The organism is Bradyrhizobium sp. 63_E2_N1_3, assembly GCF_052076005.1.
GTDB classification, from domain to species: domain Bacteria; phylum Pseudomonadota; class Alphaproteobacteria; order Rhizobiales; family Xanthobacteraceae; genus Bradyrhizobium; species Bradyrhizobium barranii.
The window spans coordinates 6484241-6502496 of record NZ_CP197235.1; the positions used below are offsets into that span (position 1 = coordinate 6484241).

At 64.1% G+C, this 18256-nt stretch carries 18 protein-coding genes; 10 read left to right on the forward strand and 8 right to left on the reverse strand.

What is annotated here, in order from left to right:
- Positions 1-123 precede the first annotated feature (123 nt).
- The 3 genes from AB7531_RS30965 to AB7531_RS30975 are packed head-to-tail and all read left to right on the forward strand — an operon-like array spanning position 124 to position 3322.
- Entirely contained in the window at positions 124-1545 is a 1422-nt protein-coding gene (locus tag AB7531_RS30965; protein WP_063984490.1) for an ABC transporter substrate-binding protein, read from the forward strand.
- Entirely contained in the window at positions 1542-2453 is a 912-nt protein-coding gene (locus tag AB7531_RS30970; RefSeq protein ID WP_187387763.1) for an ABC transporter permease, read from the forward strand. The genes AB7531_RS30965 and AB7531_RS30970 overlap by 4 nt, the downstream gene beginning before the upstream one ends.
- Positions 2450-3322 carry an ABC transporter ATP-binding protein gene (locus tag AB7531_RS30975; protein ID WP_063984491.1) on the forward strand — a complete coding sequence of 291 codons (873 nt, stop codon included), beginning with the start codon at positions 2450-2452 and terminating at the stop codon, positions 3320-3322. The genes AB7531_RS30970 and AB7531_RS30975 overlap by 4 nt, the downstream gene beginning before the upstream one ends.
- A gap of 205 nt (positions 3323-3527) precedes the next feature.
- On the opposite strand, the gene AB7531_RS30980 is transcribed toward AB7531_RS30975, so the two are convergent.
- From AB7531_RS30980 to AB7531_RS31010, 7 genes are all read right to left on the reverse strand, one after another.
- Positions 3528-4586 (reverse strand): YeiH family protein, encoded by a 1059-nt coding sequence (locus tag AB7531_RS30980; RefSeq protein WP_038941923.1) that lies wholly within the window; start codon positions 4584-4586, stop codon positions 3528-3530.
- Between the two features lie 110 nt (positions 4587-4696).
- A complete protein-coding gene (locus AB7531_RS30985; RefSeq protein WP_063984492.1) occupies positions 4697-4915 on the reverse strand; it encodes a hypothetical protein in 219 nt (72 codons plus the stop codon).
- 163 nt (positions 4916-5078) lie between these two features.
- Positions 5079-5792, reverse strand: a complete 714-nt coding sequence (locus tag AB7531_RS30990; protein WP_063984493.1) for an ABC transporter ATP-binding protein — start codon at positions 5790-5792, stop codon at positions 5079-5081.
- Positions 5789-6544, reverse strand: a complete 756-nt coding sequence (locus AB7531_RS30995; protein WP_063984494.1) for an ABC transporter ATP-binding protein — start codon at positions 6542-6544, stop codon at positions 5789-5791. The genes AB7531_RS30990 and AB7531_RS30995 overlap by 4 nt, the downstream gene beginning before the upstream one ends.
- Before the next feature lie 2 nt (positions 6545-6546).
- A complete protein-coding gene (locus AB7531_RS31000) occupies positions 6547-7566 on the reverse strand; it encodes a branched-chain amino acid ABC transporter permease (protein WP_063984495.1) in 1020 nt (339 codons plus the stop codon).
- Positions 7563-8465, reverse strand: a complete 903-nt coding sequence (locus AB7531_RS31005) for a branched-chain amino acid ABC transporter permease (RefSeq protein ID WP_063984496.1) — start codon at positions 8463-8465, stop codon at positions 7563-7565. Before AB7531_RS31005 ends, AB7531_RS31000 begins: the two co-directional genes overlap by 4 nt.
- Positions 8466-8555: 90 nt before the next feature.
- The gene (locus AB7531_RS31010) at positions 8556-9815 is read right to left on the reverse strand and encodes an ABC transporter substrate-binding protein (RefSeq protein WP_063984497.1); all 1260 of its coding nucleotides are present in this window, start codon (positions 9813-9815) and stop codon (positions 8556-8558) included.
- Positions 9816-9988: 173 nt separating this feature from the next.
- On the opposite strand from AB7531_RS31010, the gene AB7531_RS31015 reads away from it, so the two are divergent.
- From AB7531_RS31015 to AB7531_RS31030, 4 genes are all read left to right on the forward strand, one after another.
- A complete protein-coding gene (locus AB7531_RS31015; RefSeq protein WP_063984498.1) occupies positions 9989-11482 on the forward strand; it encodes an AMP-binding protein in 1494 nt (497 codons plus the stop codon).
- Positions 11479-12120 carry a TetR/AcrR family transcriptional regulator gene (locus AB7531_RS31020; protein ID WP_063984499.1) on the forward strand — a complete coding sequence of 214 codons (642 nt, stop codon included), beginning with the start codon at positions 11479-11481 and terminating at the stop codon, positions 12118-12120. Before AB7531_RS31015 ends, AB7531_RS31020 begins: the two co-directional genes overlap by 4 nt.
- Positions 12117-14027 (forward strand): flavin-containing monooxygenase, encoded by a 1911-nt coding sequence (locus tag AB7531_RS31025; RefSeq protein ID WP_231144478.1) that lies wholly within the window; start codon positions 12117-12119, stop codon positions 14025-14027. The genes AB7531_RS31020 and AB7531_RS31025 overlap by 4 nt, the downstream gene beginning before the upstream one ends.
- 201 nt (positions 14028-14228) lie before the next feature.
- On the forward strand, positions 14229-14864 hold the full coding sequence (locus AB7531_RS31030; protein ID WP_063984501.1) for a 2-hydroxychromene-2-carboxylate isomerase: 636 nt from the start codon (positions 14229-14231) through the stop codon (positions 14862-14864).
- A gap of 3 nt (positions 14865-14867) precedes the next feature.
- Here AB7531_RS31030 and ald read toward each other — a convergent pair whose 3' ends face one another.
- Positions 14868-15983 carry an alanine dehydrogenase gene (gene ald / locus AB7531_RS31035; protein WP_063984502.1) on the reverse strand — a complete coding sequence of 372 codons (1116 nt, stop codon included), beginning with the start codon at positions 15981-15983 and terminating at the stop codon, positions 14868-14870.
- Between the two features lie 141 nt (positions 15984-16124).
- On the opposite strand from ald, the gene AB7531_RS31040 reads away from it, so the two are divergent.
- From AB7531_RS31040 to AB7531_RS31050, 3 genes are all read left to right on the forward strand, one after another.
- A complete protein-coding gene (locus AB7531_RS31040) occupies positions 16125-16604 on the forward strand; it encodes an Lrp/AsnC family transcriptional regulator (RefSeq protein WP_028150288.1) in 480 nt (159 codons plus the stop codon).
- A gap of 143 nt (positions 16605-16747) precedes the next feature.
- Positions 16748-17239, forward strand: coding sequence for a (2Fe-2S)-binding protein (locus AB7531_RS31045; protein ID WP_063984503.1), 492 nt, complete (start codon positions 16748-16750; stop codon positions 17237-17239).
- Positions 17236-18252 carry an FAD binding domain-containing protein gene (locus tag AB7531_RS31050; RefSeq protein ID WP_231144477.1) on the forward strand — a complete coding sequence of 339 codons (1017 nt, stop codon included), beginning with the start codon at positions 17236-17238 and terminating at the stop codon, positions 18250-18252. The genes AB7531_RS31045 and AB7531_RS31050 overlap by 4 nt, the downstream gene beginning before the upstream one ends.
- Positions 18253-18256 lie beyond the last annotated feature (4 nt).

Here is an 18256-nt window from a genome sequence, read left to right on the forward strand (position 1 = left end):
AAGGAGTATGCAATCAGCTTTTCCCGGCAACTAATCGACTGCGACGGTCACTCCGGATTTGCCCTGCCCGCGGCCTCACCCAATCATGGCAACCACAGCACATCCAACCGAATGAGGATGAGAATGGTCCGCCATCTTCCCACGCTCTCGATCGCGATGTCGGTGACCTCGCTGGCGCTACTCCTTGCGCAGCCGGCCTTGGCGGAAACCGTCACTCTCGGCATTGGAACGCAGGACACCACGACCAACACGGTGACCGCCGGCGTCGTCATCCGGCAGTTGCATCTCCTCGAGAAATATCTGCCGAAGGACGGCAAATACGCCAACATCAAGTTCGAGCTGGAGTGGCAGAATTTCACCTCAGGCCCGCCCGTCACCAACGCGATGATGGCGAACAAGCTCCAGATCGGCATGATGGGCGACTATCCGCTGATCGTGAACGGCTTCACCTTCGAGAGCAATCCGGAGAGCAAGAGCCGCCTGATCGGCGTGGCCGCCTACAGCCTGTCCGGCTCCGGCAACGGGCTCGTCGTCCACAAGGACTCGCCCTATTACGATCTCGCCGATCTCAAGGGCAAGCTCGTCAGCGTGCCGTTCGGCTCGGCCGCGCACGGCATGGTGCTGAAGGCGATGCAGGACCGCGGTTACGCCTCCGATTTCTTCCAGCTCGTCAGCCAGAGCCCGGAGGTCGGCTCGACCAATCTCCAGGAGAAGAAGATCGACGCGCATGCCGACTTCGTCCCCTTCGCCGAGCTGTTGCCGTTCCGCGGCTTTGCGCGAAAAATCTTTGACGGCGTTGAGACCAACCTGCCGACCTTCCACGGCATCGTGGTCCGCACCGATTTCGCCGAGAAATACCCCGAGGTCGTCGTTGCCTACTTCAAGGCGCTGATCGCCGCCAACCAGTGGCTGCGCGACGATCCGAAGCTCGCGGCCGAAAAGATCCAGGAGTGGACCGGCATCAACAAGGAAGTCGTCTATATCTTCCTCGGTCCCAGCGGCAACATGACCACCGATCCCACGGTGAAGCCGGCGCTGATCGACGCGGCCGCGACCGACGTCAAGGTTTTGCAGAATCTCGGCCGCATGAAGGAGTTCGATCCGAAGAAGTGGGTCGACGATTCCTATATCCGCAAGGCCTATGCCGAGATGAAGCTCGACTATGACACCCAGCTTGCGAGCACCAGGAATTACGAGATCGCGGGCGAAGATTCCTTCTGCAAGAAGCCGATCACCGACCCGCGCAAGGCCGGCGAGGTCTGGGTCGACGAAGCCGGCATCCTGCCGTTTGCGTCCGCAGCGTGCACGTTAGGGGCCTATGCCGACTACAAGGCCAAGGGCAAGAAGATCAACGTCGCCTACGTCTTCGACACCACGCGCGGCATCAAGCTGTTCGCCGACCAGGCCTTCTTCGCGGTCGGCAACGGCGAGGTCGCGCCGTTCCTGCTGAAGAAGGACGCCGAAGCCTATGCCGCCAAGATCAATGGCAAGGTGCTCGGCTTCGACGACGCGGTGAAGGCTGCGGTCGGCGGAGGCAAGACGTGAGCAGTCCCGCCCTCGCCAGACATCCCGAGGACAGCATGCCGGCAGCAACCGCAATCGCCGAGGCGGGCCCCGTGCCCGCCCCCTTCCCGCCCGCGACACCGCCTTCCTTCGGCACGCTTGCGCTGCGCTGGTACCGGCTCAATCGAGCGGGACTACGCGCGACGGCGATCGGCATCATATCGCTGCTCGCCTTCCTGCTGGTGTGGCACCTGCTCACGACCTATCGTGTTGTGTTCTTCGTGCGCTTCACCAACGTGCCCTCGCCGCTCGCGGTCTATGCCAGCTTCACCAAGGCGATCCACGATCCCAAATTCCTGCTGCACATCCTCTTGAGCTGCCGGCGCATCTTGTTCGGCTTCTCGCTCGCGGCGGTGGTCGGCGTGCCGCTCGGCCTGATCATGGGCCGCTTCAAGCTGGTGCACGAAATCATCTTCCCGGTGGCCGAGGTGCTGCGGCCGATCCCGGCAATCGCCTGGGTGCCGATGGCGATCATGCTTTGGCCGACCAACGAGCAGAGCATCGTCTTCATCACCTTCCTCGGTGCGTTCTTCCCGATCCTGGTCAACACGCTGCATGGCATGTCGCTGGTCGATCCCGTGCTGGTGCGCGCCGCGCAATGTCTCGGCGCGCGAGAACGGTCGATCTTCCGCGAGGTGTATTTTCCGGCTTCGATGCCGCACATCTTCACCGGCCTCACCGTCGGTATGGGCGTGGCCTGGGTGTCGCTGATCGCCGCCGAGATGATCTCGGGTCAATACGGCATCGGCTACTTCACCTGGGAGGCCTATTCCCTTGTCCAATATGCCGACATCGCGCTCGGCATGATCGCGATCGGCGTGCTTGGCCTTGGATCGAGCCTGCTTATCAGGGGCGCCGGGCAGTTGGTGATGCCGTGGAGGCTAAAATGAACGAAATCCTGACCAAAGCACCGCAGGGCCATATCGAGGTCAGGAATTTCTCCCTCAGCTATGAGAGCATCGAGGGACCTGTGCAGGCCGTCACCGACACGCAGATTCATGTGAGGCCCGGCGAGTTCGTCTCGATCGTCGGGCCCTCCGGCTGTGGAAAGTCGACGCTGCTCAATGCGGTCGCCGGCTTTCTCAAGCCGACCACCGGTGTAGTCACGGTCGACGGCGAGCGGGTCAACGGCCCCAGCGCCGAGCGCGGCATGGTGTTTCAGCAATATTCGCTGTTTCCGTGGAAGACGGTGCGGGAAAACGTCGAGTTCGGCCTGAAGATGCGCGGCATGCCGCGCTCCCAGCGCGAGCGCGCGGCGCGCACGCTGCTCGGGCTCGCGGGGCTCGAGGCGTTCGAAAAACATTATCCGGAAAAACTCTCCGGCGGCATGAAGCAGCGCGTCGGCATCGTCCGCGCGCTCGCCACGGGCCCGAAGGTGCTGCTGCTCGACGAGCCGTTCGGCGCACTAGACGCGCAGACGCGCGTGATCATGCAGCAGATCCTCACCAACATGTGGCAACGGCTGAAGATCTCGGTGCTGTTCGTCACCCACGACATCGATGAGGCCATCTTCCTCTCCGACCGCGTCTATTGCATGACCGCCCGCCCCGGCTCGATCAAGGCGGAAATCCCGATCCCCCTGGAGCGGCCGCGGCAGCAGTCGATGATGATGTCGTCGGAGTTTTTGGCGCTCCGCCGCGGGCTGATGTCGCTGATCCGTGAGGAGAGCCTGAAGGCGATGGGCGGCGAGATCAGCGACATGGGCATGCAGGGGCTGAACATCGAGCTGCATGGGCATTCGCTGGCGGATGTGATCTAGCGCCCCATCTCGACGATTGCGCTCTTACTTCCCTTCTCCCCTTGTGGGAGAAGGTGTCTTGCCGAAGGCAAGGCGGATGAGGGGTCTGCTTCGGCAAACTCCCCTCTCAGTTCGGACTCGCGGATAGAACCCCTCATCCGGCGCTTCGCGCCACCTTCTCCCACAAGGGGAGAAGGAAGAGGAGTTCGCAGCCGCTGCGCCCCCCTTACTTGAACCAGTGCACCAGCGCGATGCTGATGCCGAGCAGCAGCATCAGCGACAGTGTCACGGCGGCCGTCACCCGGCCCCCGACATTCGCCAGCACCTTCACGTCGACGCCGAGGCCGAGCGCCGCCATCGAGACCACGGTCAGGAAGCTCGTGATCTTCGTCACCGGCCCGACCACTGTGCCCGGCACGATCTCCAGCGAGCGCAGGGTCGCCAGCGCAAGGAAGCCGAGGATGAACCAGGGGACCAGGCGGAAGAAGCCGACATTGGATTTCTTGGCGCCGGTCTGCCAGCGCGAGGCGACCAGGGAGAGACCGACGACGACGGGCCCGAGCATCAACACGCGCATCAGCTTCACGAGCGTGCCGATCTGCGTCGAGACGAGCCCGGCCGGGACCGTTGCCGCAAGCACCTGCGGCACCGCATAGACGGTCAGGCCTGCGAGGATGCCATATTGCGTGGCCGACAATTGCAGCAGCGGAATCAGCAGCGGCAGACCCAGCACCATCATCACGCCAAGGATCGCCGTAAAGGAAATCGAGGACGCGATCTCGTCGTTGTTGGCGCCGATGATCGGCGCCACGGCGGCGATCGCGGAATTGCCGCAGATGGAATTGCCGCAGGCGATCAGGATCGAGAGCCGCGTCGACAGCCCCAGCATGCGACTGAGGCCGAAGGAGACGCAGAGCGCGATCACAACGACCGCGGCGATCGATGCCAGCAGCGCCACGCCGGAAGCCGCGATGGCGGCGAAGCTGATCGAGGCCCCCAGCAGCATGACCGCAACTTCGAGCAGCTGTTTGGCGCTGAAGGCGATACCGGCCTGCCAGCGCGGCGCCGGTTTCCAGAAGCTGCGCAGCGCCATCCCGAGCAGGATCGCCATCACCAGCGCTTCGACATAGGGGTGCTCGAAGACACCCAGCTCGGCCCGTTCGAGCAAAGCCGAGATACCGGCCACGGCGATGCACAGGAGGATTCCCGGAATCAGCGCCGCGATACGGCTCACGACAGTGGTTGGCTTGGCGTCGGCCGGGTTGGATGCTTGATTCTGCGACACAAATCTCTCCCAGAGGAGAAATATTTATACGCAGTGCCGTCCGATTGGGGAATAAGTTTTCGGCATATCAGGGCCGAGCGAAGTTCTATGCTCAGCCCGGAATAATCGGCTCAGAAGATCAGGCTTTTGGCGAGCGAGGCGACGCGGCTGAAGCTGTCATAGACGCCCGGCTCGAAGAAGGCCGCACGCGCGAGCACGATGCCCGCGACCAGCGACCAGAACACCGTGGTGCCGGCCCGCAGCAGGAGCTTTGACGCGCGCGATCGCGGCTGCGTGTCCGTTGCGGACACCAGCTGCTCGCCGAAGGGCTCAAATCCGGTGCGTTCCATGACCGTCAATCCATCAAATTCTGAATGGAATGTCGTCGTTTCGGCCCCAAACGGCAATGGAAGCGATTGGCGTTTTTGGCCGTCGACGGGGAAACTCCTTCCGTCTGACGAACCCGAGACAACAGTTTTCTTCTTTGGGCCGGTTTGGCGGTCCGGAACCCGGTTACAGCGCCAGATAACGGCGACGGATCGCGTCGTTGGCCTTCAGCTCGTCGATCCCGGCAGCATAGACGATCTGGCCCTTGTCGATGACAGTGGCGTGGCTCGCCAGCCCCAGGCAGAAATGCATGTTCTGCTCGGCGATCAGGACGGTCGATCCGAGCTGGCGGAGCTGCCGCAACAGCTCGCCGATCCGCTGCACGATGATCGGCGCGAGGCCCTCGCTCGGCTCATCGAGCAGCAACAGCGCCGGGTTGCCCATCAGCGTGCGCGCGATGGCGAGCATCTGCTGCTCCCCGCCCGAGAGACGTCCAGCAATGCGATGGCGCAGCGGCTCCAGCAGCGGGAAGACGTCGTAGATGCGCTTGATCGGCCACTCGTCCTGGCCTTCCGGCCCCTTCTTGCGACCGATGACGAGATTGTCCTCGACCGTGTGCTCCGGAAAGATCTGGCGATCCTCCGGCACGAAGCCGAGACCGGCGCGCGCGATATGGTGCGGCTTCTGGCCCGAGATCACCGCGCCGCGCAGGCTGATCCTGCCCCGCCGCGGCGGCGCCAGCCCCATGATCGCTTTCATGGTCGTCGATTTACCCGCGCCGTTGCGCCCGAGCAGCGCCATGGTCTCGCCCTGCCGCACCGAGAGGCCGACGCCGAACAGGATCTGGCTCGTGCCGTAGTAGACGTCGAGATCGGCGACTTCGATAATGGTCGCGCTCATGCGGTGGCCCCCGCATGTTCGGTGCCGAGATAGGCCTCGATCACGGCGCTGTTGCTTCGGATTTCGTCAGGCGTTCCGGTTGCCAGGATGCGGCCGTAGCAGAGCACGACGATCTTTGGGGCGATCTTGAACACGATGTCCATGTCGTGCTCGATGAAGACGACGGTGATTTTCTGCGTCTCCCAGAGCTCGCGCACCTTGTCGATCATGCGCCAGCGCTCTTCCGGGCCCATGCCGGCAGTTGGCTCGTCCAGCAGCAGAACCTTTGGCTCGAGCACCAGAGCGAGCGCAATGTCGAGCAGCTTCTGGTCGCCATGCGACAGCGTCGCGGCGGTACGGTTGCGCTTGCTCGCCAAGCCCAGCAGCTCCATCACATGCTCGGCGCGGTCGCGCGTCTCGGGCAAAGGAAAGCGCTTGTGCAGCACCGCGGACGAGCGCTGGTCGGCGCTGACTGCGGCAAGCATGGTCTCCTGCACCGTCAGCGATTTGAAGATGCTCGCGACCTGGAAGGCGCGGCCGATGCCGTGACGCACGATCTCCGGCGGCGAGCGGCCGGCGAGATCGACGCCGTCGAGCAGCACCTGGCCGGAATCCGGCCTCAAGGCGCCGGTGATCAGGTTGAAGAACGTGCTCTTGCCTGCGCCGTTCGGTCCGATCACCGCCGTGAGCGAACCGTCGGGGAAGTCCAGCGTGACGTCGTTGGTCGCCTTCACGCCGCCGAAGGATTTTGCGAGGTTGCGGATCTCGAGCATCGCTAGCGCCCCTCGCCCGCATCACGCCGGTGCGCGAACCAGTCGGCGACGAAATCCAGCAGGCCTTTGCGCAGGCCCAGCGCGAAGAACAGGATGACCACGCCGAGCACGATGCCGTGGTACTCGGTGAAGCGCGTGACGGTGTCGTTGAGCAGAAGCAGCAGCACGGTGCCGACCATCGGCCCCAGGAAGGTCGAGACGCCGCCGAGCATGTTGATGAAGATGCCCTCGCCCGAGATCGTCCAATAGGCGAATTCCGGATAGGCACCGGAGACGAACAGCGCCATCACCATGCCCCCCATCGACGCAAACAATGCCGCCAGCACGAAGACAGTCAGCTTGGCCCGCCAGACGTCGATGCCGAGGAAGCTTGCGCGCGCGGCATTGTCGCGGATCATGCGCAACGTGTAACCGAACGGCGATTGCGCGATCTGGCGCATCGCGAGCAGGCCGAGGATGAGAAGCGCGCAGCTCGCGACATAGAGATGAATGTGATTCGCAAGATTGATGCCGAGGAATGTGGGGCGCGGAATGCCGCCACGCAGGCCCTGGTCGCCGCCGGTGAAGGAGGCCCAGGACAGGATGGTCGAGTGGATCAGCATCTGAAACGCGAGCGTGACGAAGGCGAAATAGATATCCTTCAGCCGCACGCAGATCGCGCCGATGACGGCGGCGATTACCGCCGTGATCGCCAGCGTCGCGACGAAGGCCACGGGAATCGGCACGCCCAGCTTCTGCATGATCAGGCCAAAACTGTAGGCGCCAAGGCCGAAGAACATGCCGTGGCCGAACGAAGTCAGGCCGGTGTAGCCGACCAGCAGGTTCAGCGAGGTCGCGAACAGGCCATAGGCGGAGCAGCGGATGACGAAATCGAGCAGCGCCTTGCTGCCCGTGAACAGCGGCAGGCTCGCCAGCACGGCAAAGGCGACGAGCGCGATCAGGACGTCGCGATAGCGTTGCAGTGCCGCACCGCTGCGCACCGGCGCCAGCGTTTCGGCACGTCCGGCCTCGAGCTCGGTCATGCCGCCTCCTTGCCGAACAGGCCGGTGGGCTTGGAGACCAGCACGATCACCATGAACAGGTACATCAGGCCTTCCGTGAATAGGGGAAAGCCGAGCGAGCCGAAGGACCTGATAAGCCCGAGCAACAGCGCGCCGATCAGAGCGCCTAGGATCGAGCCCATGCCGCCGATCACGGTGACGATGAAGGATTCGATCAGCACCGAAAATCCCATGCCGGGGGTGAGCGAACGAACGGGCGCCGCGAGCGCGCCGGCAAGGCCCGCCAGCATGCCGCCGAGCGCGAACACGCCCCCATAGATCAGACCGGTGTTGATGCCGAGCGCCGAGACCATGCCGGGATTATGTGCCGCCGCCCGGATCACCTTGCCGATCCGGCTGCGCGACAATCCGATGCCGAGCACGATCGCCACAACGAGCGCGACGCCGATCAGCAGCAGGTAGTAAGGCGGCACCACGCCGCCGGCGATGAACAGCGGCATCACCTGGAACGCCGCGGGCATGCCCATCGACTTGAATTCCGGCCCCCAGATGATGCGCACGACATCGTCGAAGATGAGCACGAAGGCGTAGCAGACGAGCAGCTGCATCAGCACGTCGGCGCCATAGACGCGGCTCATGAAGACGCGCTCGAAGATCAGACCAAGAATCGCGGTCCCGGCCGCGCCCGCGAACATCGCCAGCGCGAAGCTCCCGGTGAGCTGATAGGCCGTCATCGCGAAATAGGCGCCGAACATGTAGAAGGCGCCGTGGCTGAAATTGACGACCTTGAGCACGCCGAAGATCAGCGTCAGCCCGACTGCAACCAGGAACAGGAGCATGCCGATGATGAGGCCGCTGGTGGTTTGCGTCACCAGGCAGGCGGAACTGGAGAGGCAGCCGGCGAGCGCGTCGAGATCCACGGGAGCACTTTCATTGCGACGCGCCGAACTTGGCGCGGAGAGCCAAATCAAAACGGCGGAGACGGTCGCCCGTCCCCGCCGCGCGTCACATCAGGTGTAGCCCTTGCTCTTCTTCCACTCGGCCTCGAGCTCGAAGATGGTCTTCCAGTCGCCGGCCTTGACCTCGGGCACGTAGGGCTCCTGCGGGATCGTGGTGCCCCAGCCGATGGCGTAGCCGACCAGCGTGTGGTCGTCGCCGCGCATCGTCACGGTGCCGTCGGCGCCGAACGGGCACTTGATGGTGAGGCCCTTCAGCACCTCCGCGATCTTCTTGCCGTCGGTGGAGTTGGCTTTCTTCGCGGCCTCAGCGAGGAACATCACGGCCGTCGCGTTCTGCCACGACCAGTTGGTCGGATATTCGTTGTACTTCGCCTTGTAGGCATCGCCCCAGGCCGCATTCTCCGGCGTGGTCGGGAAGGTCTTGATGTAGCGGTTGCCGGAGTGGATGCCTTTCGGCAGGTTCTTCACCACGGTAAGCGCGGTGTAGTCGGCCATGTTGACCGCGAAGACCTCCATCTGGCCGAACATCGCGTAGATGTTGGCCTGGTCGATATAGGAGGTGAGATCGCCGCCCCAGAGGCAGGAATACAGCGCATGCGGCTTGGCCTGGAGGATCTTGGTTACCACTTCGGTGTAGTCGGGCTGGAACAGCTTAGGCCAGGACTCGCTGATGATTTCGACGTCGGGCGCAAAACGCTTCAGGTACAGCGTGAACTCGCCGGTCGTGTCGCGGCCATAGGCATAATCCGGCGAGCAGGTCGCCCATTTCTTCAGGCCCTTGGCTTTCGCGATCGAGGCGGCATAGCTGCCGCCGACGATGGAATCGTGGATGCCCTGGCGGACGCAACGGAACGCGTTCGGGATGTGCTGCTTCGGATCGGCCGTGAGCGAGGACGCCTCCGAACAGGTGTGGACGCAGAGCACACCGAGATCGCGCGCGACTTCGTGAACCGCAAACGATCCGGACGACGCCTCGCCGTCGATCAACCACTCGCAACCATCGGTGTTGACGAGCTCGCGCGCGACGCGCGCGGCTTCCTGCGGCTGGCCCTTGGAGTCACGGATCACCATCTCGATCTGGCGGCCGGCAAGTCCGCCGGCGGCGTTGACCTTGTCGACCTCGAGCATCACCGCATTGCGCGACGACGTGCCGAGCTGCGCGACGCGGCCCGACAGAATCGTCGGCATGCCGATCTTGATGGTCTTGGCTTGCGCGCGCGCCACCCACGGTGCGGCAACACTCATCGCACCGGCGCCCATCAGCGCCAGCGTTGAACGGCGGCTGATGCCCGGCATGCGGGTTCTCGTCATTTTCCCCTCCCTCTTTCGGGTCGGCGTTTCCTGGTCCCTTGCCGGAGATCGTCTCGTCTCCGTGTTCCCAACAATTTCAGAGGCAGGGGGGTGACGTCAAGCCAAAGATGAATTACGAGTCATAATTCATCAAAGGAGGAAACGAGGCCGGTAATCGGCCCAAAACCCGCAAAATGATCAATCTTTCGAGCTTCATCACCTTTCATGCCCGGCGCACGCCGGACCGGCCCGCGCTGAAATATCGCGGCGAGGAGATCTCCTACGCCGATTTCGATGCGCGCATCCGGCAAGCGGCCGGCTGGCTCGCCGCGCAGGGCATCGGCGCGGGCGACGTCGTGGCCGTGCTGATGAAGAACAGCGCGGCGTTCCTGGAGCTCGTCTTCGCCACCAGTCATCTCGGCGCGGTGTTCTTGCCGATCAATTTTCGACTGTCGCGCGACGAGGTCGGCTACATCGCGGGCAATGCCGGCGCGCGGTTGTTGATCGTCGATGAGGAACTCGCCGCGAATGCAGCGGGCGCGAAGGTTGTCGTGCTGAACGAAGTTGCGCAGCAAAGCATCACGCACCTCGCGGGCGAGGCCGTGCCCGCGCCGATGCACGTCCGCGCACCGTCCGACCTGATGCGGTTGATGTACACCTCGGGTACGACCGACCGCCCCAAAGGCGTGATGCTCACTTACGATAATTTTTACTGGAAGTCCGCCGACCAGACGATCGCGCTCGGCATCGGTGCCGAGACGCGACTGCTCGTTGTCGGCCCGCTCTATCACGTCGGCGCGCTCGACCTGCCCGGCATCGCCGTGCTCTGGCATGGCGGCTTCATCCGCGTCGAACGCAATTTCGAGCCGGAGACCGCGCTTGCGGCAATCGCGGAGGACAAGCTCAACGCGGCATGGTTCGCGCCCGTGATGACCACCGCGATGCTCACCTGCCCCACCCGCGATCGCCACGACGTCTCCAGCCTGAGATGGGTGATCGGCGGCGGCGAGAAGACGCCGGAGCTCCGCATCCGCGCCTTCTCCGAGTTCTTCCGCAATGCGCGCTACATCGATGCCTATGGCCTCACCGAGACCGTCGGCGGCGACACCTTCATGGAAGCCGGCCGCGAGATCGAGAAGATCGGTTCAACCGGGCGCGCCATCGCCCACGTCGAGATCGAGATCCGTGACGAGGACGGCAAGACGCTGCCGCCGAACGTCAATGGCGAGATCTGCCTGCGCGGACCGAAAATCACGCGCGGCTATTGGAAGGATCCGGAGAAGACGGCGGCGGCCTTCTTCGGCGACTGGTTCCGCAGCGGCGATGTCGGCTATCTCGACGAAGAAGGCTTCCTGTACCTGACCGACCGCAAGAAGGACATGATCATCTCGGGCGGCGAGAACATCGCTTCCTCCGAGGTCGAGCGCGTGATCTACGATTTGCCCGAGGTGCGCGAAGTCGCGGTGATCGGGCTGCGCGATGCGCGCTGGGGCGAGCGGCCGGTCGCGATCGTCGTGCTGGCCGAAGGCGCGAGCCTTGAACTCCCTGCCCTCGCCGAGCACTGCCGCGCGCGCCTGGCGAGCTTCAAGGTGCCGAAGCAGCTCGTCATCCGCAACAGCCTGCCGCGTAATCCGAGCGGAAAGATCCTCAAGCGCGTGCTGCGCGCCGAGCTGGAGACCTCTGAATGACGCAAGCGAATGCCAAGGTCACAAAGCTCAACCGCGTCGAGCGCAACGCCTGGACCAAGCAGAAGATCTTTGACGCCGCGACCAAGGTCGTCGGCAAGCATGGCTATGCCGAAGCCTCCGTCGCCCGCATCACGGAAGAAGCCGGCGTCGCGCAAGGCACCTTCTACAATCATTTCGAGAACCGGCAGGAGCTGCTCGACCAGCTCCTGCCGAAGATCGGCCTCGACATGGTGGAATTCATTCGCGCCCGCACCGGCACCGCCGATGCCGCGCGGCAGGAGATCGCCCGCTTCTCCGCCTTCTTCGACTTTATCCGCGAGGTGCCGGAGTTCCTGCGCATCCTCAACGAGGCCGAATTCTTCGCGCCCATCGGCTACCAGAAACATCTCGACAACATCTCGGTCGCCTATGTCCGCATCTTGCGCCGCGCACGAGCGGCAGGTGCGATCGAGAATTACAGCGACGAGGAATTCGAGGCGATCGTCCACATGCTGATGGGCGCGCGCGGCTATCTCAGCCGCCGTTACTCCTATTCGGCAGGCGGCGTCACCGCCGTGCCCGACCACGTCATCTCCGCCTATCGCAAGCTGATGACGCGCGGCCTCTTCAGTGCATCCGGAGATCAGGACACGCCATGAACATCGCATCTCCACAAAAGCCGCTCGATCTCGTCTCCGCGATCGCCGAAGGCGATATCCGCTGCCTGCTGATGGTGCTGGTGCACATGACCGGCGATGAGCGCTGGCTCGAGCCGCCGTATTTGCCCAAGCGCGACATCCGCCTCATTCCCGATCCGGAAGCCGGCGTGCCCCGGGAGGTCCAGGACGAGATCCGCGCCGCGGTGGTCAGGCTGTTTGCCGACGGCACGCCAAAACTTGTCATCACCGACCCCGGCGAAGCGCTGCTCTTGAAGATGATGCGCGCCTGCCTCGGCGAGAACGTCGCGCCGGAGTATGCGCCCCTGATGCGCGAGGAGATGGGGTTTGTGGCGCGCGAGCCGCAGTGGACGCAGCGCCCTTCCGACGAGAAGCTTGCCGGCCAGCACGTCCTGATCGTCGGCGCCGGCGTCTGCGCCATCGCGCTCGGCGTGGCACTCGGCCATCTCGGCATCCCCTACACCATCGTCGAGAAGAACGACGAGCTCGGCGGCACCTGGTGGATCAACCGCTATCCCGGCTGCGGCGTCGATACGCCGAACCATTCCTATTCCTACTCGTTCGGCTCGGGCAATGCATGGACGCGCTATTTCTGCCAGCGCGAGGAGCTGCTTGCCTATCTGCTGAAGGTCGCCGAGGAATACGGCATCCGCGAGCATCTGCGGGTCAATACCGAGCTGACAGCGTCGCGCTGGGACGAAGGCAAGCGACGCTGGATCTCAACGCTGAAGACGAAGAGCGGCGAAGAGATTTTTGAATCCACCGCGCTGGTCTCGGCTATCGGCCAGCTCAACGATCCCTCGCGCGCGCATTTCAAGGGCGAAGACAGTTTCAAGGGAACGATCCTGCATTCGGCGCTGTGGTCAGGCGATATCGACCTCGACGGCAAGCATGTTGCCGTGATCGGCACCGGCGCGACATCGATGCAGCTGGTGCCGTCAATCGCCGGCCGCGTCGCCTCCGTCACAGTCTATCAGCGTAGCGCGCAATGGGCGCGGCCCGTTAAGGGCTATTCCGATCCGATCAGCGACGGCGCGCGCTGGCTGCTCGCGCATCTGCCGTTCTATGTGCAGTGGTACCGCTTCAACATGTTCTGGCGCTATGGCGACGGCCTGTTGCCGTTCCTGCGCAAGGACCCGGCCTGGCCGCATCCGGAGCGCGCCGTCAACAAGGGCAACGACCGGCATCGCCAGGAGCTGACCGATTTCATCCTCACCGAGCTGAAGGATCGGCCCGACCTGATCGCCAAATGCGTGCCGACCTATCCGCCCTATGGCAAGCGCATCCTGCTCGACAACAACTGGTTCAGGACGCTCACGCGGGACAATGTCGAGCTCGTCACCGACACGATCGATCATTTCGATCGCGACGGCATCGTCACCGCAGACGGCGAGCACCGCCCCGCCGACATCGTCGTGGTCGCCACCGGCTTCAAGGTCACGGAGATGGCGGCGCGCCTCAACATCAGCGGCCGCGGCGGCAAGGATCTGCGCGAGGCCTGGGCCAACGACAACCCGACGGCGTTCCTCGGCCTCACCGTCCCGGACTTTCCGAACTTCTTCTGCATGCTCGGCCCAAACTCCGGCCCCGCCCATGGCGGCAGCGTCATCTTCCAGTCAGAATGCCAGAGCCGCTATATCTCCGCCTGCCTCGCCGACATGATCGAGCAAGACGTCGCCGCCATCGACGTCCGTCCCGACGTGCTCGACGACTACGTCCGCAAGGTCGATGCCGAGCACGAGGCGATGATCTGGACCCATCCTGGCATGAGCACCTATTATCGCAATTCGAGCGGCCGCGTGTTTTCGGCGATGCCCTGGCGGTTCGTGGACTACTGGCGCATGACGCATGATCCGGATCTGGGGCAGTATCGGCTGACGAAGGGGTAAGAGGTTGAGGCATTGAGGCGTTGATTGCGCCACGACGGCACTGCACCCTCGCCCCTTGTGGGAGAGGGTGGCTTCGCGAAGCGAAGCCGGGTGAGGGGTTCTATCCCCACGAACGGTAGCGCGAGTGGATAGATACCCCTCATCCGGCGCTTCGCGCCACCTTCTCCCACAAGGGGAGAAGGAAGAAAGAGGAAGCCGCCAATGCCCAGGCCAATTGTCCGCGTCTACACCGACTACAAGAGCCCTTACGCGTTCGTGGCCAACAAGCGGCTATTTTCGCTCGAGGAGGCGCACGGCGTCGAGCTCGAATGGCTGCCCTATACGCTGCGCGTCGCCGAATTCATGGGGACGGTCGAGGAGCGCACGCCGCATTTCTGGCGCAAGGTGCGTTACGCCTATATGGACGCGCGGCGCTATGCCAATGCGCAAGGGCTCGTCATGAAGGGGCCGCGTCGCATCTACGACGCCTTCTATTCCAGCGTTGGAATGCTGTTCGTACAGCGGCACGGCTTCTTCCGCCCTTATCACGACACGGTGTTCCGCAAATTCTGGAGCCATGAGCTGGAGATCGACGATCTCGCCGCAATCACGGACGTCATCAAATCTTGCGGTGGCAAGGCGCCCGAGTTCGAAGCCTACGTCAACGGCCCTGCCCGCGCCGAGCACGACCGCATCATCGACGAGGCCGAAGCACTCGGCGTGTTCGGCGTGCCGACCATGGTGTTCAACGGCGAGCTGTTCTGGGGCGGTGATCGCATCGACATGCCGATCGAACGGATCGAGCGTCCGGAAACGATCGAGGCCGCGCTCGGCAGCCGCCACCGCAAATCAGTGTAGCCGTTACGCGGCGAGGCCGCTCTCGACCGGAGCAAATTCCAGCCCGAGGCTCTCGGCAACCGCCTTGTTGGTTATGCGGCCACGATGCACGTTCAGTCCGTTGCGCAAATGCGGATTTTCCAGGACCGCGGCAAAGCCCTTGTTGGCGAGCATCAGGCCGAATGGCAGCGTTGCGTTGTTCAGCCCCTGGCTCGACGTCACCGGCACCGCGCCCGGCATGTTGGCGACGCAATAATGCACGATGCCGTCGACCTGATAGGTCGGATCGGCGTGCGTGGTCGGATGCGATGTCTCGAAGCAGCCGCCCTGGTCGATCGCGACGTCGACCAGCACGGCGCCCGGCCGCATCGACTTGAGCATCGCGCGCGTGACGAGCTTTGGTGCGCTGGCGCCCGGCACCAGCACCGCCCCGATCACGACGTCGGCGGCGAACACCTCGTCCTCGACCGCTTCGATGGTCGAGAAGCGGGTGCGCACCCGCCCGAGAAACACATCGTCCAGCTCGCGTAGACGGGGAATCGAGCGGTCGATCACAGTGACTTCCGCACCGAGGCCCGCCGCCATGCGCGCCGCCTGCGTTCCCACCACGCCGCCGCCGAGCACGACGACGCGCGCCGGCTGCACGCCGGGCACACCGCCGAGCAGCACCCCGCGGCCGCCGACCGATCGCTTGAGCGCGGCGCCGGCGGCTTCGACGGCGAGGCGGCCGGCGACTTCGCTCATCGGCGCAAGCAGGGGGAGGTGACCGGCCGCGTCGGTGACGGTCTCATAGGCGACCGCAGTGCAACCGGAAGCGAGCAGGCCCTTGGCCTGTTCGGGATCCGGCGCAAGATGGAGGTAGGTAAAAAGGATCTGGCTCTCGCGGAGCTGGGCCCATTCGCTTTTCTGCGGCTCCTTCACCTTCACGATCATGTCGGAGCTGGCGAAGATGTCGCGGGCGCTCTCGGCAATCGCGGCCCCTGCCCGCTGGTACACCTCGTCGGAAGCGCCGATGCCGCTGCCGGCGCCGGTCTCGACCGTCACCTGGTGCCCAGCCGCGACATATTCGCGTACGGCGCCCGGGGTGAGCCCGACGCGATATTCCTGCACCTTGATCTCCTTGGGCACACCGACGCGCATTTTGGGCTCCTTCCAACGTCCTGATTCACCCCGTCATCGTAGCGATCGGGCCAGTTTGGTTTCGTGCAAATATCCGCTAGCTTCGACCTCCCCGCGCCGGTTTCCGGCGTGCAAACGCCCTTTCACGCTGGAAACGAAACCTTGGCCCTCGACCGGAAAGATCTCGCCATCCTCGCGGAACTCACCACCAATGCGCGGGCCAGCCACACCGAGCTCGCCACGAAGGTCGGGCTATCAAGCACGGCGCTGGCGCGGCGGCAGAAGGCGCTGGAGGACGACGGCTACATCCAGGCCTACCAGGCTGCGCTCGATCTCGCGCAATTCGGCCTCACCACGACGGTGCTGGTCCGCATTGCGCTGGAGAGCCAGAGCGACGAGGCACTGAAGGCGTTCGAGGCCGAGGTGGTGAAATGCCCGTCCGTCGTGCGCTGCTTTCTGATGTCCGGCACCGACGACTACATCCTGATCGTGCTCGCCCGCGACATCCAGGATTTCGAGCGCATCCACCGTACCGAGTTGTCGCGCCTGCCGCGCGTGGCGCGGGTCCAATCGAGCTTCGCGCTGCGCGAGATCGTCAACCGCGCGGTGCCGACGGTGGTTTTCGGCGAAGCCAAGCGCTGACACTGTGTCGCGGGCGCCATAATTCCCGGCAGGGAACCAAGCGGCCGGTTGTAAGTTGGACGCCATTGGCAAGCGGAGGCGACGGTGCCTCCGCGTCAGTTCGGCTGACGTCTCGGCTCGGTCGCCGTCGCAGGGAGCAGGACATGAGCGATGTCACGCACGAGATTCCCGAACGCATTCCAGTTCATATCGTCGTCAATGGCGTCGGCCACACGCTCGATCTCGTGCCCTGGACCACGCTTCTGGATGCCCTGCGTGACCATCTTGCGCTGACCGGCACCAAGAAAGGCTGCGATCACGGCCAATGCGGCGCCTGCACCGTGCTGGTTGACGGTCGGCGCGTCAATTCCTGCCTGACGCTCGCCGTCATGAAGGACGGCGCCGAGATCACGACGATCGAAGGCCTTGCCAAGGACGGAACGCTTCATCCTGTGCAGCAGGCGTTCATCGACCACGACGCCTTTCAGTGCGGCTATTGCACGCCGGGACAGATTTGCTCGGCCGCGGGCCTTCTGGCCGAAGGCCGCGCCCGGGATGCCGACGAGATCAGAGAGCTGATGAGCGGAAATCTCTGCCGTTGCGGCGCCTATCCGAACATCGTCGCTGCGATCCAGCAGGCAATGGGCCGGCCATGAACAACTTCCAATATTCCCGCGCCACCGACATCGCCGATGCGATCCGCTTGCTGGCCGCCGATCCCGGCGCCAAGCTGATTGCCGGCGGCACCAATCTGATCGACCTGATGAAAGAAAATGTCGAGCGGCCCTCCCGACTGATCGACATCTCCCGCCTGCCGCTCCGCGACATCGAGGAGACGGCCGACGGAGGCCTGCGCATCGGCGCCTTGGTACCGAATTCAGACCTCGCTTACCATCCGCTTGTCGAGCAGCGTTATCCCCTGCTCGCCGCCGCCATCCTCGCCGGCGCTTCCGCTCAATTGCGCAATATGGCCTCCGTTGGCGGCAACCTGATGCAGCGCACGCGCTGCGCCTACTTTTATGACACGGCGACGCCCTGCAACAAGCGAGAGCCCGGCAGCGGCTGCTCGGCAATCGACGGCCTCAACCGCAACCACGCAATCCTCGGTACGAGCGCGTCCTGCATCGCGACCAACCCGTCCGACATGAGCGTAGCACTTGCCGCGCTCGGTGCGCTCGTGCACATCGCAGGTCCCTCCGGCCGGCGCACAATCGCATTGACCGATTTCCATCGGCTCCCGGAGGACAAGCCCCATGTCGACACAAATCTCGGCACCGGCGAGATCATCGCGGCCGTCGAACTTCCCAAGCATGGCTTTGCCCGTAACTACAGCTATCTGAAAATCCGCGACCGGCTGTCCTATGCTTTTGCTTTGGTCTCGGTCGCGGCCGCGCTCGAACTGGATGGCAACGCGATCAGCGAAGCCCGCCTGGCGCTCGGCGGCGTGGCTCACAAGCCCTGGCGCAGCCTTGAGGTCGAAGCGGCGTTGCGCGGCCAGGCAGCGACGCCGGACCACTTCTCGCGCGCGGCCGATCTGCTGCTGCACGGGGCAACGGCCCGCGCACATAACCGCTTCAAGATCGAGCTCGCACGCCGCGCCATCGTGCGTACGCTGATACAGGCCGCGAGCGCCACGCCACAATCACAGGCTCACAAGAAAATCGCGTGAGGGA